The sequence below is a fragment of the Paenibacillus germinis genome, from assembly GCF_013141785.1.
Lineage (GTDB): Bacteria > Bacillota > Bacilli > Paenibacillales > NBRC-103111 > Paenibacillus_E > Paenibacillus_E phytorum.
In genome coordinates this window covers 1-25,371 of the sequence record NZ_WHOC01000116.1, presented here as the reverse complement: position 1 = coordinate 25,371, position 25,371 = coordinate 1, and the positions used below count along the sequence as shown (strand labels likewise).

Annotated in this window: 21 protein-coding genes; 4 read left to right on the top strand and 17 right to left on the bottom strand. The window is 46.3% G+C overall.

From position 1 onward, the window contains the following. Positions 1-160 precede the first annotated feature (160 nt). Positions 161-958 (top strand): GNAT family N-acetyltransferase, encoded by a 798-nt coding sequence (locus GC102_RS22340; RefSeq protein ID WP_171691450.1) that lies wholly within the window; start codon positions 161-163, stop codon positions 956-958. Between the two features lie 35 nt (positions 959-993). Further along, a complete protein-coding gene (locus GC102_RS22335; RefSeq protein ID WP_171691449.1) occupies positions 994-1,863 on the top strand; it encodes an SDR family oxidoreductase in 870 nt (289 codons plus the stop codon). A 73-nt stretch (positions 1,864-1,936) separates the two neighbouring features. Here GC102_RS22335 and GC102_RS22330 read toward each other — a convergent pair whose 3' ends face one another. The 17 genes from GC102_RS22330 to GC102_RS22250 all read right to left on the bottom strand — a co-directional run bounded on the left by GC102_RS22330 (position 1,937) and on the right by GC102_RS22250 (position 23,942). Beyond that, complete coding sequence (locus tag GC102_RS22330) at positions 1,937-2,632, bottom strand: YdcF family protein (RefSeq protein ID WP_246321063.1); 696 nt, start codon at positions 2,630-2,632, stop codon at positions 1,937-1,939. Between the two features lie 5 nt (positions 2,633-2,637). Continuing rightward, the gene (locus tag GC102_RS22325) at positions 2,638-3,297 is read right to left on the bottom strand and encodes an alpha/beta hydrolase (RefSeq protein ID WP_312883350.1); all 660 of its coding nucleotides are present in this window, start codon (positions 3,295-3,297) and stop codon (positions 2,638-2,640) included. Positions 3,298-3,343: 46 nt separating this feature from the next. Further along, positions 3,344-4,072 carry a peptidylprolyl isomerase gene (locus tag GC102_RS22320; RefSeq protein ID WP_246321062.1) on the bottom strand — a complete coding sequence of 243 codons (729 nt, stop codon included), beginning with the start codon at positions 4,070-4,072 and terminating at the stop codon, positions 3,344-3,346. A 731-nt stretch (positions 4,073-4,803) separates the two neighbouring features. Then, positions 4,804-7,368 carry a transglycosylase domain-containing protein gene (locus GC102_RS22315; protein ID WP_171691447.1) on the bottom strand — a complete coding sequence of 855 codons (2,565 nt, stop codon included), beginning with the start codon at positions 7,366-7,368 and terminating at the stop codon, positions 4,804-4,806. 138 nt (positions 7,369-7,506) lie between these two features. After that, positions 7,507-7,746, bottom strand: a complete 240-nt coding sequence (gene hfq, locus GC102_RS22310; protein WP_029193229.1) for an RNA chaperone Hfq — start codon at positions 7,744-7,746, stop codon at positions 7,507-7,509. 64 nt (positions 7,747-7,810) lie between these two features. Continuing rightward, positions 7,811-8,779 (bottom strand): tRNA (adenosine(37)-N6)-dimethylallyltransferase MiaA, encoded by a 969-nt coding sequence (gene miaA, locus GC102_RS22305; RefSeq protein ID WP_171691446.1) that lies wholly within the window; start codon positions 8,777-8,779, stop codon positions 7,811-7,813. After that, positions 8,773-9,405, bottom strand: a complete 633-nt coding sequence (locus GC102_RS22300; protein WP_246321061.1) for a class I SAM-dependent methyltransferase — start codon at positions 9,403-9,405, stop codon at positions 8,773-8,775. Before GC102_RS22300 ends, miaA begins: the two co-directional genes overlap by 7 nt. A 148-nt stretch (positions 9,406-9,553) precedes the next feature. Then, complete coding sequence (gene mutL / locus GC102_RS22295) at positions 9,554-11,608, bottom strand: DNA mismatch repair endonuclease MutL (protein WP_171691444.1); 2,055 nt, start codon at positions 11,606-11,608, stop codon at positions 9,554-9,556. A 5-nt stretch (positions 11,609-11,613) separates the two neighbouring features. Continuing rightward, entirely contained in the window at positions 11,614-13,047 is a 1,434-nt protein-coding gene (locus GC102_RS22290) for a S41 family peptidase (RefSeq protein ID WP_171691443.1), read from the bottom strand. Positions 13,048-13,085: 38 nt separating this feature from the next. Then, entirely contained in the window at positions 13,086-15,713 is a 2,628-nt protein-coding gene (gene mutS, locus GC102_RS22285) for a DNA mismatch repair protein MutS (protein ID WP_171691442.1), read from the bottom strand. 482 nt (positions 15,714-16,195) lie between these two features. Beyond that, positions 16,196-17,662, bottom strand: a complete 1,467-nt coding sequence (locus GC102_RS22280; RefSeq protein WP_171691441.1) for a putative amidoligase domain-containing protein — start codon at positions 17,660-17,662, stop codon at positions 16,196-16,198. A gap of 145 nt (positions 17,663-17,807) precedes the next feature. Next, entirely contained in the window at positions 17,808-18,374 is a 567-nt protein-coding gene (gene cotE / locus GC102_RS22275; protein ID WP_171649297.1) for an outer spore coat protein CotE, read from the bottom strand. Positions 18,375-18,488: 114 nt separating this feature from the next. Continuing rightward, positions 18,489-19,448 carry an aromatic acid exporter family protein gene (locus GC102_RS22270; RefSeq protein WP_171649298.1) on the bottom strand — a complete coding sequence of 320 codons (960 nt, stop codon included), beginning with the start codon at positions 19,446-19,448 and terminating at the stop codon, positions 18,489-18,491. Positions 19,449-19,518: 70 nt separating this feature from the next. Beyond that, positions 19,519-20,361 (bottom strand): ABC transporter permease, encoded by an 843-nt coding sequence (locus GC102_RS22265; protein ID WP_171649299.1) that lies wholly within the window; start codon positions 20,359-20,361, stop codon positions 19,519-19,521. Next, positions 20,354-21,127, bottom strand: coding sequence for an ABC transporter ATP-binding protein (locus GC102_RS22260; protein WP_171649300.1), 774 nt, complete (start codon positions 21,125-21,127; stop codon positions 20,354-20,356). The genes GC102_RS22265 and GC102_RS22260 overlap by 8 nt, the downstream gene beginning before the upstream one ends. 49 nt (positions 21,128-21,176) lie before the next feature. Then, positions 21,177-22,190 carry an ABC transporter substrate-binding protein gene (locus GC102_RS22255; protein WP_171691440.1) on the bottom strand — a complete coding sequence of 338 codons (1,014 nt, stop codon included), beginning with the start codon at positions 22,188-22,190 and terminating at the stop codon, positions 21,177-21,179. Positions 22,191-22,421: 231 nt separating this feature from the next. Further along, the gene (locus tag GC102_RS22250; protein ID WP_171649302.1) at positions 22,422-23,942 is read right to left on the bottom strand and encodes a carboxypeptidase M32; all 1,521 of its coding nucleotides are present in this window, start codon (positions 23,940-23,942) and stop codon (positions 22,422-22,424) included. A 142-nt stretch (positions 23,943-24,084) separates the two neighbouring features. Between GC102_RS22250 and GC102_RS22245 the strand changes: the two genes are divergently transcribed. Both GC102_RS22245 and GC102_RS22240 read left to right on the top strand, forming a co-directional pair. After that, positions 24,085-24,411: an iron-sulfur cluster biosynthesis family protein gene (locus GC102_RS22245; RefSeq protein ID WP_171649303.1), complete on the top strand. Its 327-nt coding sequence runs from the start codon at positions 24,085-24,087 to the stop codon at positions 24,409-24,411. A gap of 51 nt (positions 24,412-24,462) precedes the next feature. Further along, the gene (locus GC102_RS22240) at positions 24,463-25,041 is read left to right on the top strand and encodes a beta-class carbonic anhydrase (protein ID WP_171691439.1); all 579 of its coding nucleotides are present in this window, start codon (positions 24,463-24,465) and stop codon (positions 25,039-25,041) included. Positions 25,042-25,371: the final 330 nt, after the last annotated feature.

Genomic DNA, 25,371 nt, shown 5'->3' with positions numbered 1-25,371 from the left:
ATGTTTTTCATCGTTAAAGTAGTTGATTACGGGTGGCGATCGAGTATCGAGCAACTTTATAATGTTTTAAAATGTTAAATCCGAAGGAGTATTTTATATACATAACTCTATAAATTTATTTATAATATTGGAAACTTACTTGAGGAGGAGATCGCTAGAAATGAACGAGAAAACAGACTTTTATCTCGCCATCGATACGGTGGCATCAAACACGTGGCCAGCCGAGTCATCCACTTCCATTGACAATTGGCTCCTGCGGGCCTCCCGAGGTGTCACTAAACGTGCAAACAGTGTGCTTGCCATTGGCGAATATCCAAACGATCCTTATTGGCTTACGAAAATAGAGCAATCCTATCAAGAACTTGGTTTACCCGCAATTTTTCATATTAGCGACGCTTCCCCTGAAGGTCTGGATGAATTTCTTCAAACAAAAGGATATGCGATTGATACGCCATGTCTGATGATGACTGCAACCAGTCGGCAAGTTTCCGACAACGCAAACAGAAAGATGATGCAAAAGAAGTCGTCCATTCAAATGGAATGGGCAGAAGCAGCGGATACGGAGTGGCTTGACGCTTTCCTCATGCTTGAACAGTTTCCCGAAGAGCGCAGAGGTTTCTATAGCGGACTGTTTGAACGAATGCCTTCTCCGAAAGGGTTCCTCAAGCTGAAACTGAATGACCAAATCATCGCGCTAGGTACTGCTATTGTAGAGGACGAATGGGCAGGTTTTGTAAACGTCGTTATCCATGAAGGCCTTCGAGGCCAAGGACTTGGGTACGTCCTCATGCACGCACTGACGGAATGGAGTTTGGAGCATGGTGCAACCAAACAATATTTACAGGTTGTTACTTCCAATATATCCGCGGTAACTTTGTATGAAAAGCTTGGTTACCAAGCCAGATATGGCTATCATTACCGAATTAAGTATGATTTGCAGCCCCTTGTATCATCCTAACTAAGAATTTGTCTAGGATGAAAGGAGTAATACACATGGCAACAGCAACAGAAAAGAAACCAGCATTCCCGCCCCAGCATCAGAACCAGCAGCCAGGCATTGAGTCGCAGATGAATCCTCCTCCTGTCTTTGAGCAGTCTGGGTATAAAGTAGCCGGCAAGCTTAAGGATAAAGTCGCCCTGATTACAGGAGGCGATAGCGGAATTGGCCGCGCGGTCGCAATTGCATATGCCAAAGAGGGTGCTGATGTTGTTTTGGTATATTTGAACGAACATACGGATGCGGAGGAGACACAGCGTCACGTGGAAAAGGCAGGACGTAAATGTCTGCATGTCGCGGGAGACATTGGCGATGAGAATTTCTGCAAGCAAATTATTGAGCAAACTATCGGGAAGTTCGGCAAACTCGATATCTTAGTGAACAATGCTGCAGAACAGCATCCTCAGCCCAGCATCGAGAATATTACTTCGGAGCAGTTGGAGCGGACGTTTCGAACCAATATCTTTTCTTTCTTTTATTTGACCAAGGCTGCACTACCCCACCTGAAATCCGGAAGCGCAATTATCAACACAGCTTCTATTACCGCTTATCACGGTCATGAGCAGCTGCTCGATTATTCTGCTACGAAAGGGGCCATTGTCACCTTCACGCGCTCCCTATCTCTTCAACTGAACGCAAAAGGCATACGTGTGAATGGTGTAGCTCCAGGCCCGATCTGGACGCCCCTCATTCCTTCTACGTTCACCGCAGAGGAAGTTGCCACGTTCGGCTCGACTACACCTATGAAACGTGCTGGTCAGCCAGGTGAACTCGCTGCCAGCTATGTTTTCCTCGCAAGTGAGGATTCATCCTACATGGCTGGTCAAATCTTACATGTGAACGGTGGAGCCATCGTAAACGGATAACCAAGGAACAATTAAAAAAAGCATGACCAGCAAGTGGGAAAATCCCGCTTACAGGTCATGCTTCTTTGTTATCTCATATGCCTGCAATCAACAACAGCTTTGTCCAATACCACTTGGTATAAGCTAACGTTTCTCTCGCTTCATGGTAAGGCATGAAAAGGACCTCTGACTTCGTTGATGAAATGAGAGGCTGCTTCAAGCCGATCGTTTCTGCAATATCGAGTGAACGAGAACCATGAAATTGATGGGTCATAATAATCGAACTTACAAGACCCTGCTCGTCCATAATTTGCTTGCTGTAAAGCAAATTCTCATAGGTACTTGTCGCCCGTGGTTCTAACAAAATGCTTTTGGCAGGAAGCCCTTTTTTAACCAAATAATTACGCATTCCCTCTGCCTCCGTTAGCTTGGAGCCGTTATGATCCAGACCTCCGGAGACGATCAGTTGTTTGAACCGACCCTCTTTATAAAGATCAACAGCCAAATCTAGACGTTCCTGGAGACCAGGGCTCGGGATATCTTGGCGTAAGGAAGCACCAAGAACGATACCCACGTCAACTTGCTTAGGCAGTGTTTGGTCAGGAGCGATTTGAACCTTCCACTGGATATAGACGATCCAAGCGACAAGCAAGAGGAAAACGGTAACCACGATTCGGAACACTCTCACAAGCATTCGGTTAAATGTAGATTTTTGCCCAATTCGCCGGCGTTTTTTCGGTGTTGGAGTGAAGGCTCGTTGTTTCTTATTCATGTTTGGCTGTACAGTCATCCTTGCTACTCCTTATCCAAAAATGCACTAACTTGACGAAACAACGTGCCTGCATCCTCACTCAGACATATCAAATGATTTGATCTGGAATGCCAATGGAGCTCGCGCTGTCCTTTTAGCTTACTATAGATGTATCGCGCACTTTGCGGATGAATAACTTGATCTTTTTCAGACTGAGCGATGAGGGTTGGTATGCTTACCTGACTTAGTTCTGGTTTCAAATGGCGTACAAGTCGTGTAAACTGCCAGGTAGCTCGCAGCGGCGTGGTTTTCGCTTTAATAAAGCTGATTTTCCTTTGATATTTCCACTCATCTCGAATGACATCTAGCATCCTTCTAGGGCTGACATAAATGACTGCCGTGTTCAAAAGAATCAGTCTACGAACCGGATATCGTACGGATAAATAAGCGGCCAGCAGACCTCCCATCGAGAAGCCTACCATATCAAATGATCCATACTGGATCGTCATTCTCTCTGCATGCATTTCAGCTTCGCGTACCCAATCTTCCCAATGTCCTTCTTTTAATTGATGACTGGATTCTCCGTTCCATGGAAGTCGCGGAACCTCACATAGCTGCCCGCGTTCACGTAAATGCCGTGCTAACGGCTCAACCTCATAAGGTCCACCGGTGAATCCATGGAACAATAAACATGGTTGTTTCACGCGGTTTTCTCTCCTATCCATCCTTCACTTTTTAGAATATGATATTCTATTTTTCTTTAATGACGATTGCGTTAATCGTGACTTTTTCTTTTGGCTTGCTTGGCGAGGACTCGCCACCCATCTCAACAGGTGTTTCAGCGATTTTAGATATTGTTGCCATACCTTCGGCCGTTACTTTGCCGAAAATCGAATAGTCAGGTTTTTTATTGAGATTCGCACAATCTTCTCCTGAACAAATAAAAAACTGACTGCCATTCGTATTGGGACCGGAATTCGCCATTGCGACAATGCCGGGTTCATATGTATGCGATGTTTTCAGCTCATCCGCAAACTTGTAGCCGGGACCGCCTCTGCCTGTCCCAAGCGGATCTCCTGTTTGAATCATGAACGTTTTGATAATGCGGTGAAACGTCACATTGTTATAAAAGCCTTCTTTGGATAAGAACACAAAATTATTAACCGTCTTCGGAGCTTCCTTAGCGAAAAGATCTATGGTAAACGTTCCCTTGGACGTTGTTACTTCAGCTTGATACGTTTTGTTCGGATCGATCGTCATATCTGGCGCTTTGCTCCATTGCTTAGGAGCTGCAGTTGGCGATGCCGCAGGAGATGCTGCTGAAGAAGCAGCAGGTACCGTTGCGCCGCTCTTAGACGTTGCTGTGCCGCCAGCAGACTCAGTAGGTTTGTTGCCGCAGGCCGATGCGATTAAAGTTAACGCGATCAAAGTGAGCGGTAATAGTTTAGCTGGTTTAAGCATGTTGAAATGCAAATTCATTGAAAGTTCCTCCGTTAATGGTATGTAGGTTTAGTGTGGGACCCGCGGAATGCGGGTCTGCTGTTCCCTCATAAAGCTGTTTTTCATCGTTAAAAAGGATTATAGGCTAGACCTATGGACTTTAAGGATGAAATTCATCCCTAACTAGCATGTTCATCTCTACTTAAGATCAAACCGTGTTACATAAGGTTGTTTGAGACTGTCGATTGATTCATTATGTCTCTCAACAAAACTCCAAAATCCGATTTTAGAGTCATTCAGCTTTCGTTAGGGCAAGTGGGCTATAGTGGTTACCAATGATGTATTTTATACAACAATTTGCACGCTTAAAGGCTATTTTGCAACTTGAAGTTGCAGTTTGTACAACATTTTTAACCCAGTTGTTGCGAAATGGCTTTTATAGGACCAAAGTGTTGTACATTATGCAACAACTATTGGAAAAAGGCGAGATTTAGGTAGCAATTGTTGCACTTTCTACAACATCATTCATCCGCGAACATGGATTCATTCATCTAGCAACCTCAATTGAGCATAGTTGAAGATTGAACGAACCCGATCTAAGACACCTCAATGCAGAGCAAGATTAGATGAATGAATCGACGATCTCTGTTTTTCATCGTTTCAGCATCAAAATATGAGCCCTTGCCTATTTAAGCATGAAAATCATCGCTAACGACCTTTGTGCTTCGGACCAATTTGGTCCAATAGATCTCCGGTCAAGCAACAAGTTACTATAACTTCGGCACAATAATCTGTCCACCGTCTTGCTTGCCATCCTTCGGTTTTTCCCCGGAACCATCAACCGGCTTGTTAGCCGGTGATGGTGTAGGAGTAGGACTAGGACTGATGCTGGAACTTGGTGTCGGACTAGCGCCAGGCTTAATGGTGCTTCCGGGCGATGGCGTAGGCTTCGTACCCGGTGAGAGCGTTGGCTCTAGAGGATCCTTCCCAGGTGATGTAGACGGTGAGACCGTTGGTGAAGGTGACGGCTTGGTACCGTCAGGTAGTGTTCCATCCTTCGGTAATTCTACCGAAACTACATTCGATTTGGCACCTTGAATATTAGAGTCCAAATTAATCGGTACAACATAATATTGATACGTTTCTCCACTGTTCGCGGAGGAATCGTCAATACCAGCTGTTGGCGTTTGGATCAGCATCTTCGGCTCTGCTTCACTTGCTCCTTTTCGGAATATTTGATAAGCGATCTTTTCACCCAAAGATGTCCATGTTAATTTAACCATCTTCGTTTCAGGTGCATACACAGCAGCTAAATCCGTAATTCCTTTTGGCGGTTCAGTTAGATTAGGCACACTATCAGGCTTCACGAAGTTCGTCACAGGTCGGCCTTCTAGCGACTTCGACATAACTTCTTTAAAAATAGCCGACGGGCTTCCGCTGCCGATTGTGACATAGTGCTTCGCATCTACTTTATCGAAGCCTTCCCAAACGGCTGCTGTCCACTCCGGTGTATAACCGACAAACCAAACATCACGATCATATTGTTCAATTCCCTTGATATCCAGTCCAGTTGTACCCGTTTTGCCGGCTACAGGACGATTGAATTTCGCTTTGGTCCCCGTACCGCCTGGTTCTACAACACCCTGAAGCAATAGCGTCATATAGTAAGCTGTTTTAGGTTGAATAACCTGTTTCTTCTCTGGCTTGTAAGCAGCGATTTCTTTGCCTTGCACATCCGTAATGCGTAAAATAGCATGCGTTTTATTTTGCAAACCTTGATTAGCGAAAGCTGTGTACGCCGTCGCCATTTGCAATGGAGAAACGCCATCCGTAAGTCCGCCCAACGCAATGGACAAGTTTTGATCCTTTTGTTTGTTGAGGGGAGTCCCGATCTTATTCGCAAATTCAATCGCTTTAGACACTTTAATTTGATCTAATAGCCAAACAGGAGCCAAATTATAGGACTTTTTGACTGCCTCAAACATCGTTACTTGGCCATGCGTCACACGGTCATAGTTACGGGGCGAATATGTCCCATTACCGAAAGTCGTCTGCGAATCATCGATAATAGAATACGGCGTATAATTCCCGCTCTCAAGTGCAGGACCATAAGCCGCTATCGGCTTGAACGAAGATCCTGGCTGTCTTTTGGAATACACGCGACTGAATCCTCTTTGTTGGTAATCCCGTCCGCCTATTAGCCCCATCACACCGCCTGTTTTGTTATCCAAAATAACCATGGCACTCTGAATCTTTTGACCGTCAGAAGCGTCCTTCTGGAAAAAGCTTGGATTCGCATAAGTCTGCTCCATCACTTCTTGCGCTTTCTGATTCATTGTCGTATAGATGCGGTAGCCTTTAGTCAGCAATTCATCTTCTTCGATGCCATACATACTTTCTGCTTCATCTACAACATAATCCAAGAAAGTCGCGTAATCTTTCTTGCTTTGACTAGCCGCTGCTGGCGGAACGTAATCCACAGCTGCTGCTTTCGCACGCTCAGCCTCTGTAATATAGCCTTGATCGGTCATCAGCTTAAGAACTACAGCACGGCGTTCCTTTGATAAGTCCGGATGCTGCAATGGCGAATATCTCGATGGCGCTTTTGGCAAAGCAGCCAGCGTTGCCATTTCCCATACCTCTAATTCATTCAGGTTGGATTTACCGAAATACACCTTGGCTGCCGCTTTAATGCCATAAGCGTTACTGCCGAAGAAAATACGATTTAAATATTTTTCAAGAATTTCATCCTTACTAAATCGTTCATCCAAAGCAAAAGCGATCGACATTTCCGTCCCTTTACGAAAAGCTGTTTTCTCGGAACTAAGAAATACATTTTTAGCAAGCTGCTGGGTAATTGTACTTCCACCCTCTACAGCGCTCATATGAATAATATCTTTGACAAGCGCACGTCCAATGGATCTTAAATCAACGCCTGCATGCTCGTTAAACCGACGATCTTCCGTTGCAATAAAAGCTTGCTTTAATCGCTCCGGAACATCTTTGATGTTCACACTTTCTCGATTTTCACCTTTATAGATTTTACCAATTTCCTTTGCAGGCTTATCTTTCCCTTCTTCTTGCGCATAAATGAGCGTCGATTCACTTGCCGTATCAATCTTATCAATGTTGCTATCGAGAATCTTAAAGCCGTTCATAATAACGACGATATAAATGCCCATTGCACAGATAATAGCCAGAATGGCAGCAATAATCGAACCCATAATAAATTGACGAACATTAAATCCCTTTTTCTTCGAACCTTTGTTGCTTCCTTGTGGTTTCGTCTTTGTATTCGCAGTTGTTTGCTTATTCGTAGGTTTCTCCAAATCCATCGACTCCCTCGTTGTTCATTTCTCTATAGTAGTAACCAACAAAAGAACAACCTTAAACAAGGTTGCTCCCACAAGTATCTATTCGGTTAGACGATTAAGTCCATAAAAAAGTTGCAAAACAAAACGTACGAGTACGGATTATTCCGAAGCTTCAGCAGCAGCCATTAAAGAAACAGCTCGTTGCGGCGTGAAGGTAGAGATGGCATGTTTGTAAACCATTTGTTGACGGCCTTCACTGTCAATGATGATCGTGAAGTTGTCAAAAGCGCGAATTAGTCCTCTGATTTGAAACCCATTAGTTAAATATACGGTAACGGGAATGCTTTCTTTACGCAGTTGATTAAGAAAATTGTCCTGGATATTAATGGATCTGTTCATCAGTGGTCCCCCTTAATGGAATGAAACTATCGCCAGAAGGCGCTATTTTCTATTGGTGTATTTGTTAATTATATTCAATTTTATGTACAAACTTTCCTGCTAGTATATCATTAATAATTTGGAAATGGGCAGAAAAATTTGCTGATTCCGTCACATCCACCCAATGAATGTCTTTCATATGCCGAAACCATGACAATTGGCGCTTGGCAAATCGGCGCGTATCCCGTTTGAGCAGCGTTATCGCTTCCTCTAAACTCAATTCATCTTCCAGATAGCTGACGATTTCTTTATAACCGAGTGCTTGCATGGAAATCGCCTGCTTTGGACAGCCTGCGGCTAGAATCGATTGAACTTCCTTGATTAGCCCCTCCTGCATCATCGCGTCGATACGTTCCTCAATACGCTTGTACAGCAGTGCCCGATCCATCGTCAATCCAATGATACATAGTTCGTAGGGAGACTCTTTTTTCTGGGACGCCAAATGGGTTGTCATCGTTTCACCAGAGATATAATAAATCTCAAGAGCTCGTATTACACGTCTACGATCATTGGCATGAAGTCGATTAGCGCTCTCAGGATCAATATCACGCAGCTTCTGATGCAGCGCCTCGTCCCCATGCTCAGTGGCAAACGCTTCCTGCTCTTGGCGGAACGCTTCATCCATACTGACTTCCGTGAATTGATAATCGTAACACACAGACTCGATATAAAGGCCTGTACCTCCAACAATAAATGGAAGCTTCCCACGTGAATGAATGTCCAGAATCAAAGCCTTTACACGCTCTTGAAACTCCGCCGCCGAAAAGGGATAGGAAGGATCATGAATATCAATCAAATGATGCGGGACAAGCTCCTGCTCAGCTTCACTTGCTTTGGCTGTTCCAATATCCATACCTCGATACACCTGCATGGAATCTCCGGAAATAATTTCGCAGCCAAACTTCTGAGCAATTTCTAAACTTAGCTTGGTCTTACCAACTGCCGTGGGACCTAGTAGCACGAGTAATTTCGGCTTGGCTGATGGGGCTAACACAGTCGAATCACTCCATACGTTGTTTTGGTCGTCGATCGCAATACATGCTCGAACCCGAGCCGGGCAAATTCTTTACTGTCTCTGTTTTCTTTGAGCACAATGCTCTTGCGTGCAACTCTTTTAGCCTCTTCGATAGATGCCATACTGACAGCTTCATCGTTCGCATTGCGTCTAAGATGAGAGATCGCTTGAGATTCCTCAATCGGACTGCGAAACATCGGATCAAAATAGACAACATCTACGCTTTGAGGTGCCAGTTGCTGCAAATACGCGAGGTGATGTGTCTTTCTAACTGTGATACGCCTCATAGCCTCGTTAAGCTCGGGAATTTCCGATTCATAAACGGCTAAGCCTTCTTGAATCAACATAGCTGGAATCTTTTCGCTTTCGAGTGCCGTGACGCTTCCCTCTGGACCAACTGCAAAGGAGAACACAATAGAATCCGACGCTAATCCTGCTGTACAATCCACAATATGATCACCAATTCCTGTACCGGAAGCCTCAATTAACAAATCGGTCTCGCCTCGCTGCATACGTTTGACACGAACAAGGGCCATACTTGGATGAAAAAAGTACGCAGGTTGGTCATCTCCATAGTACCTGATCTCATCTCTGGTCACAAGCAAAAGGGAATCATCCTTATAATTATTCCTAAGATGTTCCAAAGAATACTTCCTTCGGGGCACGACTCGGCCGCCATATGCAGCAGCCAGTCGCACTGCTTTGTCCAATAAATCACTGGACGGACTATACGAAGTTGTCACTAACACGGGTTTACATCACTCTCTTAAACATTTTTTCCAGTTCATAAGTCGTAAAGCTGACGACAATCGGCCGTCCGTGCGGGCATGTGTAGGGATTACGGCAGCCTGATAGTCTGTCGATCAACGTTTCCATCTCAAGAACGCTTAATCCTTGATTCGCTTTGATCGATGCTTTGCAAGAGCACATAATAGCCGCCTTTTCTCTTAGTTTGGCGATGTCTACAGCCTTTCTCTCGCTGAGGACCCATTCACACATTTCTTCGACGATCCCCTTCTCTTCTCCTGAAGGAAACCAGTGTGGATGCGCACGGACCAGAAACGTATTCCCTCCGAAGGCCTCCATATACACACCGGCCTGCTCAAAAAGCGACAGCTTCTCGGCAATAATGCCTGCTTCAGACGGTGTAAATTCTAATGTAATAGGAACGAGTAATTCTTGGCTTGCCTCAGCAGGATTGCCAAAACGTTCGTAATAATATTCATAATTAATTCGTTCATGCGCAGCATGCTGATCAATCAGGAACAGGCCTTCTTCGTTTTGGGCGACCAAATAAGTGCCATGCATTTGACCGATCGGGTCCAATCTTGGAAAAGCAGGAAGCATGGGTGACTCGCCTTCCTGTTTCGAAGGCAGTAGGTCCATGAACGCTTCGTTTGTCCGGCGCTGCTGCTGAATGGACGTACTTCTGGGATTACTTCCAGCAGGGGACGTGTAGCTGTTGTTTGATGGTGATGTCGGACGGCTCGAATATGAAGCTCCGGAAGCTCCAGAAACTGTGGAAGCTGTGGAAGCTGTGGAGCTTCTCTGCGGCTCTACGATAGGTGGCCGGGATGTTGGCACCGATTCTGGTCGATACGTTGTACCGACCTCCTTCACTTGCGGCAAAACCATGCTATCTGAATCCACAGATACACGCTGTATCGAAGAATCAGGAAGCGGTGTAGGTATCGCAGATGAAGCTTCCGGAGTAGATTCGCTTGATCCAGTTGCTGGCTCAACCGTTCTTGTAAGGTCCAGCTGTTCCTGCACGTATGCGCCCTTAGGTGCTGCTGGCTTTATCCCTTGCGGGATTAGCACCTGTCTTCCAAATAGCCGCTTGACTTCGGCTTCGATTAACGCGGTTAGCTCCGCTTCTTTACTGAAGCGGACCTCAAGCTTAGATGGATGCACATTCACATCCACTAAGGCAGGATCCATCCCGATGTGCAGAACGGCCACGGGATAGCGGTTGATCGGCAGCAGGGTATGATATCCCTGCAGCAGCGCTTGATTCAGCGCGAAATTGCGCACATAACGACCATTCACAATGGTCGAGATGCCGCCACGGTTCGCGCGGGTCATTTCGGGCTTCGCCACGAAGCCCGTGATCGTATAATCCAAGCTTTCCACTTGGAGAGGAAGCATTTGCTTGCCGACTGCCGTGCCGTAAATGCCGGCGATGACCTGTAGCAAATCTCCGTTGCCCAACGTTTGAAGCAGGAGATTGCTATTATGTTTCAATGAGAAGGCGATACCAGGGTGAGCCAGCGCTAATCTGTACAAATAATCAGAGATATGGCCAAGCTCAGTTTGAATCGTTTTCATATATTTTAATCGTGCCGGTGTGTTATAAAATAATTCCCTCACTGACACTTCAGTCCCTCGTGAAGCAGCCGTTTCTTCGACACTGCGAATCGTGCCGCCTTCAATGGAGATTTTCCGCCCCAGTCCATCATTCGTAGAGCTAGTGACACACTCTAACCTGGACACGGAAGCTATACTCGGCAAAGCCTCGCCACGGAAACCTAATGTTCGTATAGAGAATAAGTCTTTACTTGTCACGATTTTACTTGTGGCATGACGCTGAAAAGCTAATTCGCAATCTTCCAAAGCCATACCAGAGCCGTTATCGGACACCCGAATCAGCTGAAGACCGCCCTCTTCAATCGTCACATCAATCCGAGTACTGCCGGCATCCACCGAGTTCTCGACGAGTTCTTTCACCACAGAAGAAGGTCGTTCAACTACTTCCCCTGCGGCGATTTGGTTCGCAATATGTTCACTTAAGAGCTGGATTTTGCCCATAATTCTTAGTTCCCCTTTACAGCACGGATGGAAACATTCTCTCCTTGATCCTTCACTTGCAGCTGTGGAAAATAATCATCGAAAAGATCAACATTGACGTAGCTAGTCCCATTTTCAATGATTAGCTTGTCTGTCTGGGCAGGGATGGCATGCGTTCCTTTACTATCGGAAATATCGACCGTGCGTGTCGCTTCGTTCCATGTAATCGTAGCTCCAACAAGTGCAGCTAAGCCGCGTGTTGATGCATATAATTTCCCATTTTCACGGAAATTACCGAATCCACTTCCTATTTCCACGCCGTTATAAGTTACTCTGTGCTTGGAAATCTCGACATTAATATCTGTGATCCCCACTGTCTGTAATGCGGTAATCAATTGAGCAGAAGCCCCGTCCACTTTGATGTCCGGTGTGATCCCGACTTTGTTCACTTTACGCTTATTCGGTGTCAAATACTCTTCAACCGTTACTTTCAGCGCACTGTCTTTATCCAATTGATAAAGCTGTTGTACGCTGCCCTTGCCATACGTTTGCATACCGATCACTTTGGCAACATTGTAGTCCTGCAGAGCGCCTGACAGCACTTCCGAAGCGCTTGCGCTATTTTCATTGGCTAAAATGTAAACAGGAATAGACAATTCCGTTCCGCCCGTGATCAACACTGGATCATCCACACCATTGCGGTCTCTTGTATGAATCAGAACGCCTTCTTTGACAAAATGCTTGGCAATGTTCTGAGCCGTATCCACAAGACCTCCTGGATTATTACGAACATCTAGAATCAAAGATTTCAAACCTTTTGCCTGCAGATCCGTAAGCTGTTTACCAAAATCCTCATCCGCATCGCTTGAGAAATCCGTTATTTGAATGTAACCTACACCATTCGTGAAGCTCTTGCTATACACTTCAGGTACATTGATCCCTTTACGTGTAATCTCGACGGTTAATTCTTTGTCACCGCGTTGAACGGTAACTTTAACTTTCGTCCCCGCTACGCCAACGATTTTGTTTCTGACTTCATCAATAGAAGTCGTAGAAGCAGGAGCGCCATCCACGGCACGGACATAGTCATCGCGCTGCAAACCCGCTGATTCGGCTGATGAACCTGCAAAAACCTCAGATAAAAACACACCTTTGTCATCAATCCCGATTCGAGCGCCCATACCAACATAATTATTTTCTAAAGAGCTGGAGAACTGACCGTACTCTTCTTGGCTGAAAAAGACAGTATATGGATCTTTCAGACCTTCTACCATTTGCTTAATGCTTTGATTAGCTAACGCTTCTTCCGTTACACCACTCACATGCAGCTTGCCAATGATTTCTCTGACTTGCTGTGTTTGTAAATCTTCTTGTGCCAACGCATTCAAGGGCAGAACCGTCATAAGAGCCGACGCCAGTGCTAGGGTAACCTTCATTGTTCTCATTCTTGGTTGTTTCATGTGCGTCTCTCCTCGAATATATAATTACGGAAACAAGCTTATTGCAGCTTTTGCTTCCATTCGTATACTAAATTGAGCGCCTGCAGAGGCGTCATATTGATTAAATCGATCCCTTTCAGCTGGTCGAGCACCAGCTGAGACTTGCTGTCCGGCTGCTTCTTCTTGACAGCCGTATTTGCTGTGCTGTCCTCCGCGAAGAGGGACAGCTGCTGTATAGGAGCTGCCGCCGGCGGGACGGCAGCCGTCGTTGCGGCGATTTGCGAAGCGCCCGCCGCCCGCTCTTCAAACCCATTCAGCAGCTCATAGGAGCGCTGAATGATGGCATTGGGCAGCCCAGCGATTTCGGCACAGTAGATGCCGTAACTCGTACTCGCTGCCCCGGGGATGAGCTTGCGCAGGAAGGTCACCTGCCTGCCGCTTTCTTTCACGGCCATGCAGTGATTGCGCAGATGCCCGAGGCTTTCTTCCAGATGCGCAAGCTCGTGGAAATGCGTCGAAACGAGCGTCTTGCAGCCGATCCGGTCATGCAGGAACTCGATGACCGCTTGCGCAATCGCCATCCCTTCCCCGGTCGAGGTGCCGCGGCCAAGCTCATCGATGATGACGAGGCTCTTGCTCGTCGCCTTCTCGGTCATCACTTGGATATCCATCATCTCGACCATGAACGTACTTTGACCGCCGATCAAATCATCGGCAGCGCCGATCCGCGTGAAGATACGGTCAGTGACCGGAATGCGCGCAGATCTGGCAGGTACGAAACAGCCGATCTGCGCCATTAGGCAGATCACGGCAACCTGCCGCATATAGGTACTCTTACCGGCCATGTTCGGTCCGGTAATAAGCAGAATGCGGCCCTTATCTAGCAGCAGACTCGTTTCGTTCGCGATGAACGAGCCGTCTTGAATGACCGCCTCCACCACAGGGTGGCGGCCTTCTTCAATCTCGAGATCGAAGCCTTCGCCGATCTCCGGCTTGCGGTAGTGATGCGCCGCGCTGACCGTGGCCAGCGACTGATAAACGTCGGCGGTAGCGATCACTTCCGCCAGCTTCTGTAATCTGGAGATATGCTGGGAGATCCGGTCGCGAAGCTCCGTGAACAGCTCATACTCTAGATCGACCATTTTATCCTGCGCTTCCAGAATGAGCGCTTCTTTCTCTTTGAGCTCCGGCGTTACGTAACGCTCGGCATTCGCAAGCGTCTGCTTGCGTTCATAGCGGCCTTCCTGCAGCGCGGACATGTTCGCTTTGGTGACCTCAATAAAGTAACCGAATACTTTGTTGTAGCCGATTTTGAGCGACTTGATGCCCGTCGCCTCCCGCTCCTGACGCTCGAGCTCTGCGATCCACTGCTTTCCGTTCTTACTTGCTTCCCGGAGTTGATCTAAGTATGGCTGGTAGCCTTCGCGGATCATGCCGCCATCCCGAATGGATACAGGTGGCTCGTCCTCAATGGCGCTAGCAATCCACGACATAACATCTTCACAGGCATCCATATTTTCGACGAGTTTGCGAAGCGTTTCGGAACCGGAAGCTGCACAGACTTCTTGAAGAAGCGGAACCTGCTGCAAGGAGTGCTTGAGTGCGATCATATCGCGAGCATTGGCATTCCCGTAGGAAATACGAGCAACTAAACGCTCCAAATCGTAGACTTCCTTCAACGCTTGCTTCACATCTTCTCTAATAATGAGCTGATTGTAGAGCAGATTGACAGCTTCCAGACGCTCTTCGATGCGTGATACGCTCATAAGCGGCTTTTCGATCCATCGGCGCAGCATCCGGGCTCCCATCGCTGTTACTGTTTTGTCGAGCAGCCAAAGCAAAGAACCTTTTTTCGCGCGTTCACGTACTGTTTCTACAAGTTCAAGATTTCTTCGAGTAAAAGGATCCATTGTCATGAATTGATCGGGCTCATATACCCGGATATGCTTTACATGGGTCAATGCTCGTTTTTGGGTTTCTTTTAAATAAGCAAGCAGCAAGGCAACGCCTTGACGGTTCAAAGAGGATAGACCTGGCAGTGCGGCATCCTCAGCAAAATGCTCATCCAGCAGTTTTTCATCCACTTGCGTCCATTCCGTTAGCACCGTACTTCGTCCCCAAGTGAGGCCTGTTTCCCGAATTGTCGTTAATAAGCCATTATCCGTAATAATCTCCGAAGGGTTGTATACATTAAGTTCATCAACGACGAGTTCCCATGAGTTAGAAAGCCGTGTTGTATATAACTCCCCCGTTGAAATATCGCATGCCGTAAAAGCATAACCATGTTCCTGACTCACTAGGGAAACGATGTAATTGTTGCTCGATTCGCCTAGCAGCTTGCTATCCATAACGGTCCCCGGCGTAACGATGCGAACAATCTCACGTCGCACCACACCTTTGGCTTCAGCAGGGTCCTCAACTTGCTCGCATATGGCGACTTTATACCCTTTCTCGATTAACCGAGACATGTAATTGTCCGCCGCGTGATGAGGGACACCACACATAGGGATTTTCTCGTCGCCGCCGCCTTCTCTACCTGTTAACGTAATCTCCAACTCTCGTGAAGCATTGATCGCATCATCAAAAAACATTTCATAGAAATCACCCAGACGAAAAAACAAAAAAGCATCCGGGACTTGCGCCTTTACGGCCAAGTATTGCTGAATCATCGGCGTATATTGGGCCACCTTGCGTTCCTCCAACCAATCACTATATTCATTGTCAAAAATCTATGAAACTACCAAACTTCATTTTCATATGTGTGCAAAAAAGAATGTCAGAGACTTTAATCGCCTAACCTTCTTATGAGAAAAGCGTCAAGCTTAGATCCTGATGATTTCTCTAATAGGGCTGAGGATATCTCTGAGTTTTGAATATTTAAGTATGTTTGTTCTGATTTGGTTAAGAGCCCCTAAAGACTGCTATCCATCCACTTTCAGCGCTTTTAGGAAAAATAGAAGCTTCTAAAGACTCTTATCTGATCAGATACGCTTCATTTTCCGATGATTTCTCGAAATAAGAGCCTCTAAAGACTGCTATCCATCCACTTTCAGCGCTTTTAGGCAAAATAGAAGCTTAAGGAGGCTCTTATCCAACTGTAAATGCAGCATCAAAATGTGAATCCCGATGCACAGATTAAAACCATTTCAAATCTCTTATAGATACACTATTATAACATGATTTGTTCTTCAAAAGCTTCTTTACGATGGTAGGGTGCAATTTTCCAAGCTTTGCGAAAATCAGCTCTTTCGTTCCACGGCTCCATAGACATGATTCTTTCTCGGAGACGTTCCAAACCGGCAGCGAATAGGTCATAGCCCTTCAGCTGCTCAAGATCCTGCCAAAGCTTCGCAACCGTGGCTTGAAGCCGCTGCTTATCCCCACGATAGTAGGCTGCTTGAATATCCGGTTCCTGCAAGGGCTGCCGAGGCAGCAGCCAATAGTTGTCAGCAATGAGCGAGGATAGCGCGAACACACCGCGCGTGATATCGGGCGACTGCAACCAGCTCGGCAGGGTGCGGTACTCGAAGCCCCCATGCGACTTCTTGCGGAAGTCGCCAAGGAAGCCGTACCGAGGGCGGCGCTCTCTCGTCGTGTCGCCCTCGATCAAGATCAAGGGCAGCGCGAGGTAGTTATCGAGCGCGCGCAGCAAATGCCCATTCAGCCAGCAGCGGCTGAAGTGGATATGTCCGCCGAGGGGGTAGCCCCCCACCGGCATGCCGCCCGAGAGCCACGAGAGGCTCTCGTCGTCGATCTTCCGCGCGGCGAGCTGCATCGTAGATCGCAGGTTCCTCGCCAGCTCGCGCGGGTCTGTGCTTGGCTGTGGGCGCAGCTCCGCCAGCGGCAAGATCAAGCGATGCCCGCTGAGCACTACGGCATCGCAGCCGACTTCGCCGTCCCGCGTCAGGAAGCGGTCGGCGAAGACGACCTTGCCCTGCGGGCTGAGCAGCAGGAACTCCGGGTCGCTGCCGAGCATCGCCCGCTCCTTGCGCCGCAGCTCCTTCGCGATGGCGATCTCATAGCGATCGATCGCCTGCGCGAACAATTGCGCCAGCTTCACGTTCAGCTTAGGAACGGGATCCACATCCAATACCAAGGTGTGCCCGCTAGGCAATACACCTATAGTGACAAGGCCATAGTCTAGACCGAGCGCATAGACAGCTTTTACAGACTCACGGCTAGCCCTACGGACATGAAAATTCGCACGATCTGGTGTAATTTCTATGTAGGCCGAACTGGCATTTAATTGTCTTTGATTATAGAGAGCTTTCTCCGACAATAGAAGCGTCTCCTTTTTCTCATAAACAACCAATGTCTGTAGATGAAATACAGCTACTTTATATTTATGTGTAAATGCCAAACGCTCTTCCTTGGTACTTCGGTCATTAAGCCAAGCTACAGTCTTGATGCCGTGCAAATGAAGCAGTTCTTCCCGCTTCGAACGCATCTGTGCCCTAAGAATCGCCCTGATGGGCTGCAGCGCCTGCTTCTCCGGCCACTCATCATGAGCAGCTCCCCAATGAATGACGACCTGGCCTCGCCAATCGACAGGCAGCCTTGATCCACTGGGTATGCGAATGAGATTCGCCAGCTCCAGCGCCTCTTTTTCCTGTGCGTGCAGTAAGAATGTTTCCATCCATTTTGCCCCTTCTCCGTTCTCATTCCAGCCTCACAGTCCCTATATCTGAACGAACAGCCCATTTATTGAAATAAAACAAAAAAGAGGGCAAATGCCCTCTGCCGAACCTCTTTCACCCGCATACACTGGCGTATAAGATTCCTTAATCCAATTCGTCCTCAAGCAAATCGGCGTCGAGATCCTCGAAATCTCCATCGCCGTTGTCATCGAAATCTACATGCTTGTCGTCGAAGTCATTGGGGCCGTAGGGGCTAACAATGACGAAGACTTTCGTTTCAGCGACCAACTCAACTTGGAACTCCCGTTCCACCCGAATGACTACGCTGTCGCCGCTAGAAGAAACACTTGCTTCCACACAGTTCGGCTCTTGCGTTGCGACAGCAGATACTTCAGCAGTTGTTGGCCTATGTTTTTTGTCCAGATAACTTAGCCCAACAATTTCTACATAAGAAACGGTTTCTTTTGCTACATCTGTTTTGGTGTTACGATCGTAAGAATACCAGATGTTGATATCATAAGTACCAACTACCTCTACGCCATCTCCGGATTGGATCGCCTCGAATTGGTTATTAATAATCCAAGCGCCCAATATACTGGTCGGAGAAAAGGGCGGAGTCACGGTATGACTTACATGCGAAAATTTGCGACCTTTACCGCAGACAGCTTTTGTAATGATCTCTCTGCTTTGCAAATCTTTATCTAATGACATCCTTTCAACCTCCTCCATACAATCATTCATTACAAGTGTATGCAGGACAGCAGTCTAGAGTGACAATTATTTTATATTATTTTTACGATATAAAAATACTCATATCTTTAAGAGTCAACCCGCCTCTGGTCGCTGTTTTTTTTGCTTTTTGGCTATAGATAAATATTGCATAAGCTCCCTGTTAAGCTGTAAAATGGCCGATCGCACCTCGAATTCTTCTCGGCTTTCCGGCAAAGGCAGCTGTTTATAACGAGCATCCAGAACTTGCAATTCTTTCTCAGCAGCACCAGTATAGTAGTCTTCCTTGACGGATTGACTAATATCTTCAAGAATCGCTGCCACCCACTCCCCCTGCGGCAAAGTTTGATACACTTGGGCAACCAGATCAATCATCCGGTGGATTGACTCCAACTGCTCACCCCTCATAAAAAAATAGACCTGCAAGTAGGGATCTCCTCCGAAAATGAGTGTATTCTCCATCGTACGTTTAGCCAGCCCTGCCCCTTGATCAATCTCTTCACTGACTTCCAAAAGCTCCTTGCCATCCCACACAACTGTATTGTCTCTCAAATGCTTAGCCATGTTTACGAAAATATCCGAGAATAGCGCCTCGATTCTTTGCTTATGCCCCTCAATCGCTTTATCCGTCTTTGGCATATAGGCGATATTGATGAGTGTCGCTGTACCCAATCCAATAAGCAGAAGATACATTTCATTCAGAACCGCCATCCATCCGGCAGATTCATAGGCGAAGAGATGCAGCATGACAACTGCCCCGGTCACCGCACCCTCTGTAATCCGCAACCTATGCAGGACGGGAAACACGACGAGGATGAATATACTGACAACCCACACATGGAATCCCAATACCATAAAAAGAAGAGAGCCTGTGAGAAGCGCGAGCATGGAAGCTAATATCCGATGCAATGCGCTTTGAATCCCTTTTTTCTTCGTTACTTCTATACCTAGAATAGCAAGAAGTCCCGCTGCCGCAGGCGTTTTTATCCCGAATACGTGCGCTAGATACATCGCTATCACGACCGCTAGCGCTGTTTTGAGCACACGAAAGCCCATAGCTTTTTCACCTCGTTGTTGGTTTTAACTATGGGCTCATTATTTCATTTTGGGCAAAATGTGGCAAGTCTTATCTATGCTTTGTCATTCTTTTTTCCAAATTGGACACAATTTGATACATAACTGTAGCCACAATCGCAATGACGAACAATGTAGAGATAACCAGCGTAAAATTAAACACTTGAAAACCGTATATAATCAAATAACCAAGACCCATTTGCGATACGAGAAATTCGCCTACGATCACACCGATCCACGCCAGACCTACATTCACTTTCAAAGTCGAGACGATGGCGGGGAATGAAGCGGGTAGAATAGCTTTTAAGAACACTTTTCGCTGATTACCCCCAAATAAAGTGACAACTTTCACATAATTGTTATCCACCTCTTTGAAGCTCCCGTACACGACTAGGGTTGTGATTATAACTGTTATTGAAAGTGTAGTTGCAATAATCGAAAGCAAGCCTGGACCTAGACCTACGATAAATAACGGTCCAAGCGCTACTTTAGGCATACTATTCAGCACGACAATATAAGGATCAAGCACGCGGGAGAGAAACGGCGACCACCAAATCACAACAGCTAACGCCGTACCGAACAAAGTGCCTAACACAAAGCCGATAATGGTTTCAACGACCGTTACGCCCACATGCGGAAGGAGGCTGCCATCAAGGAGTTTATCCCAGAGCAGCTTAAAAACTTTCGTTGGATAACTAAAAAGCAGCACATCGATCCACTTTAAACGGGCCGCCATTTCCCAGCAAGAAAAAAACAACAGCAGGATGGCTAGTTGAACAAGCCTTACATAGTTCGTTTTCTTTTTCCTTGCAGCCAAAAATTGCTGATGAACTTGCTGTGTAAGCGTATCGTCCGCATTTTCGTTGAGACGCGCCTGCTGCTGACCATCACTCATGATGCACGCCCCCAAACTCCTGCCAAATCAATCGAAAGAGTACATGGAAATCGGGCAGTTCCCGCGCTGCGAAAGGCACAGAAGACCGAATTTCCTGCGGAATTATAAATTCTTTGCGAATTCGTCCCGGATTAGGATCCAGCACAATAATACGATCACTCATCGCTATGGCCTCAGAGATATCATGTGTCACGAGGAGAGCAGTCTTCTTCTTCGCACGAAGAGTCTCTACAACCAAATCCTCCAATTGAAGCTTGGTCTGATAATCGAGCGCGGAGAACGGTTCATCCAGCAGAAGCAGTTCAGGCTCTGTGGCTAATGTTCGTACTAACGCGACTCGCTGGCGCATCCCCCCGGATAGCTGAGCGGGATAATAATCTTTGAAGCCGAGCAGCCCCATTTCATCCAATAAATGAAGCACACCCTGTTTCTTCTCTTTGGTTAAAGCTTCTGTAATTTCTAAGCCCATACAAGCATTATCTTCGATCGTCCGCCATGGGAATAAATAATCCTGCTGAAGCATATATCCCACCCTTGTCGATGGACCGTTCACGATCCCTCCCGCAACAGTCACAGTACCCACTGTCGGACGAATGAGCCCGGCAATGATCGACAAGAGAGTTGTCTTCCCACAGCCACTTGGACCGATTAGACTAACGAATTCACCCCGCTGGATAGCAAAATCAATCTGCTCTACAGCAAGTGTAGCTCGTTCCTCGGTCACATAAACTTGCGTCACGTCTTTTACAGTCACAGCTGTATCCATGTTCGTACTCCCCTCTTGTTCGATTCATCGACATGCCTAATGCTGATTACTACGGTTTTACGTTCGATTTCGCTTTCTCTGCAAAGGTATTGTTCACTAGCTTTTTCCAAGCTACCTTTTCTTTCAACTCACCCGCAGAAGTCATCACATCTAGCAAATTGTTCCATTCTTGTTCATCAACAATGCCATCCGTCGCGAATGATCCTTGATCCTTATAGCGCTTGACAACACTTTTTACAATTTCTACATCGATATCTTTAAAATAAGGCAGAACCGCATTCGTGATTTCATCCACACTTTTCGCGGCAACCCAAAGCTGCGCACGTTGTACCGCATTAGTAAACTTCTGCACTGTACTTGCGTTTGATTTTATGAAGCTTTGTTTGGTCATAAATACCGTGTAAGGCAGGTGTCCGCTTTCCACACCGAAGGAAGCCAAAACGAAGCCTTTGCCTTCTTTCTCAATAATGGAAGCTTGCGGTTCGAAGAGCTGTACATATTCCCCTGTTCCCGACGCATACGCGGATGCGATATTAGCAAACTCGATATTTTGAATGAGCTGGAGATCTTTTTGCGGGTTGATGTTGTGCTTTTTCAATGTGAATTCGCCTGCCATCTGAGGCATACCGCCTTTTCGTTGGCCGAGGAAAACAGAGCCTTTGAGCGAGTTCCAGTCGAACTTATCCACTTTCTTCCGAGCGACTAGGAATGTACCATCCGTTTGTGTTAGTTGAGCAAAATTAATAACCGGATCATCCGAGCCTTGTTGAGATACGTAGATCGAAGTTTCCGATCCAACTAAAGCTACATCAATAGCGTTTGACAGTAAGGCTGTCATCGTCTTGTCGCCACCTGGCGTGGTGGTCAATTCAACATCAAGCCCTTCATCCTTGAAAAAACCTTGCGATAAAGCCACATACTGCGGTGCATAAAAGATTGATCGCGTGACCTCACCAATACGAACCTTTGTTGTTTCTTGGCTTTTCGTACCGCACGCCGAAACGATTACACTGAGCAGTAGGACGGCGGATAATGTGAATCCCCATCTTTTCCGATTGTTCATAGACGCCCCTCCGATAAAAGTAGTACTGTATCCTATGCAGGAGCCCAGAGGTCGGTTAATATTGTTTTTGTAATTACACACTATATGCATTGGCTGCATCAAAATTATGTGCGAACGTGCTTGGGAGAGCATAACCTGCAAATTGTGTTTTAAAGCAAATGATGTTCGACCCATATAAAAAAACAGCACCCTAAGGCAATATTCCTGCCTCAAGATGCTGCTTTGATTAATTTAAATACCGTAAACCGTTTGGTACTTTTCTTCCAAGTATTGTACCAGATAGTCGGGATTCAACTCTTCCCCCGTCACTTCGCGAATGATTTCATTCGGCGTCAAAAGCTTGCCGTGCTGGTACACTTTATCCGTTAACCATTCCTTGATCGGAACTAGATTACCTTCTGCAATTAAGCTATCGAAATTCGGAAGCTCTTTGCGAAGGGTATGCGTGAATTGCGCCGCGTACATGTTACCGAGTGCATAGGATGGGAAATAACCAAATGCGCCACCAGACCAGTGCACATCCTGCAGTACACCCTCGCCGTCATTCGCTGGAACCACGCCCAAATACTCTTCATATTTGGCATTCCAAGCTTTAGGCAGATCAGCTACGGCAATTGTACCGTTAAATAACCCTTTTTCCAGCTCATAGCGAATCATAATATGTAAGTTGTAAGTCAATTCATCGGCTTCAATACGGATTAATGAAGGCTCAATATGGTTTATGGCGCGATAGAAGGAATCCACGTCCACATCATCAATTTGCCCGCTAAACGTCGTTTGCAGCTCGCCATAGTAGCGATCCCAGAACTGTTTACTGCGGCCGATCACATTTTCCCAGAAACGGGACTGTGACTCGTGGATCCCCATCGATGTGCCTGTGCACAGATTCGTGCCAACTAAGTCTTTGGAAATGTTTTGCTCATACAGTGCATGTCCACCCTCATGAATCGTTCCGAACAAAGCAGATGTGATGTCATTCGGCAAATAGCGTGTTGTGATCCGAACATCACCTGGGTTCAGCGCCGTCGCGAAAGGATGAACCGTTTCATCGAGTCGGCCCGCTTCAAAGTCATACTGCATTTGCTTCAAAATGGAAAGAGAGAATTTCTTCTGCTTGCTAATTTCAAATTGTTGATCTAAAAAAGATCGATTAGGCTGATTGGCTGAAGCTTGAATACGCTGAAGTAAGGGAACCGCTTTTTCACGCAGCGCACCGAATACTTCATCTAATTTCTCAACGGTCATTCCCGGTTCATACATGTCCAACAAGGTGTTGTATTTATTGCCTTCATAGCCCCACAGCTCGATAAATTCTTGAGTAGTAGCTACGATTTTCTCCAAATAAGGCTGGAACGAAGCCCAATCGGAGTTATGCTTTGCATCTTCCCATGCGGATTCTGCTTGCGAGGTAAGGACGACATAGGCCTGATATTTCTCGGCCGGTATTTTTTTACTGCGATCATATTCTTTTTTGCATTCTACGACCATTTTTTTGGAAATGGCATCAAGCTTTTCTAGTTCAGAAGGCTGCATGAAGAAGTCCAAATAACTTCCCATCTCATCGGATGTAGACATACGGAAAACTTCGGTCGATAGCTCTCCGACGACTTCAGAACGAGTTTCAATTCCTTTTTTTGGAGCGCCGGTACGCATATCCCAATAAATTAAGGCGATGGCCTCCTCGTACTGCTTCATTTTGCGAACATAGGCCTTGAAAGATTCCAGCTTTGCTGGGGCTGCTTGCACACTCATGCTCTAATCTCCTCCCAAAAGTTTCTTATTTTATCATACTTCGTCCCCTACTCAGAATCAAATTTATGCTGGGGTATGATAGAATAATGACAAGCTTAGGCCAGAAAACTAACTGTGCAAACATTTGAAGGAGATGACTTTTATGAAAATCACGTTTACCGATACAGCAATTCATAGATTAACACCATTTACTTCTGACCAGAATGAAGCTATCTTAAAGCTAGTTTTTGATACAGAAGACTGCGGCTGCTCCGTGAACGGAGTGCCTACTCTTTGGCTAGTTTCCCATGCTAATCATGATGATCTTACCGCTGAAACCGAGACCTTCAAGCTCATTTATAAAGCCAAGGATGAGATCTTTTTTGAAGACAACATGAAAATCGACTACCATGAAGGAAATAAATCCTATATACTTAAGAGTAATAATCAAATCTATAACGCGGGTATGAGCTTAGTCGACAAAAGATAAAGCTGCAAAGAATATAGACAAGCAGCACAACAACTTACCTGGAGGGAAACCATGAATTTAATTAGTGAAATCTTGAACTATAATAAGGAATTCGTAGAAACGAAGCAGTATCAAGAGTTTCTGACCACGAAATTTCCAGATAAACGGATGGTAGTTCTTACCTGTATGGACACGCGGCTGGTCGAGCTGCTGCCCAAAGCCATGAATCTTCAAAATGGTGACGCCAAAATCATTAAGAATGCCGGAGCGATTGTCTCTCATCCTTTCGGAAGTGTTATGCGGAGTATTATCGTCGCTGTTTACCAGTTAGAAGCGGATGAAATATTCGTTATCGGACATTACGATTGCGGTATGACGGGATTAAACTCTGAGAGTGTGATTGCGAAAGCAAAAAACAGAGGTATCTCCGACGATGTCATTGAGACACTTGGTCATTCAGGCATCGACTTGTCTCGTTGGTTAACCGGCTTTAATCATGTGCGCGAAGGCATTGAGAAAAGCGTTAACATCATTCGAAATCACCCCTTGCTTCCAAAAAACTTACCTGTCCACGGCCTCATTATGGATCCCGAATCAGGTCGACTCGATTTGGTGGAAGCCGGTTATGAGTCAGACGGCTCCGTATCTTAAAAAATGGAATGAGCTAGCCCCAAAAATCCAAATAAAGAAGCCTTTCAACCCACTGTGAATGTGGAGTTGAGGGGCTTCTTTTTCTATGGTTTGTACACTCGAAGTGGATTGTCATTAAATGACTATCACACCGCTGTTCTCGCTCAAGTTAAGCTCGGTTTTCGAGCTTAACTTCCTTCACCACACGCCGAAAGCTCGGTTTCGGAGCTTATTCACCTTCGCTACCCTTGCTCTCCCTCTTGAAAGCTCCGAAATCAGCCTTTCAGCCTTCAATTGCCTTTCTCACCGCGACTCTCGCTCATCTTAAGCTCAGTTTTCGCGCTTATTTCC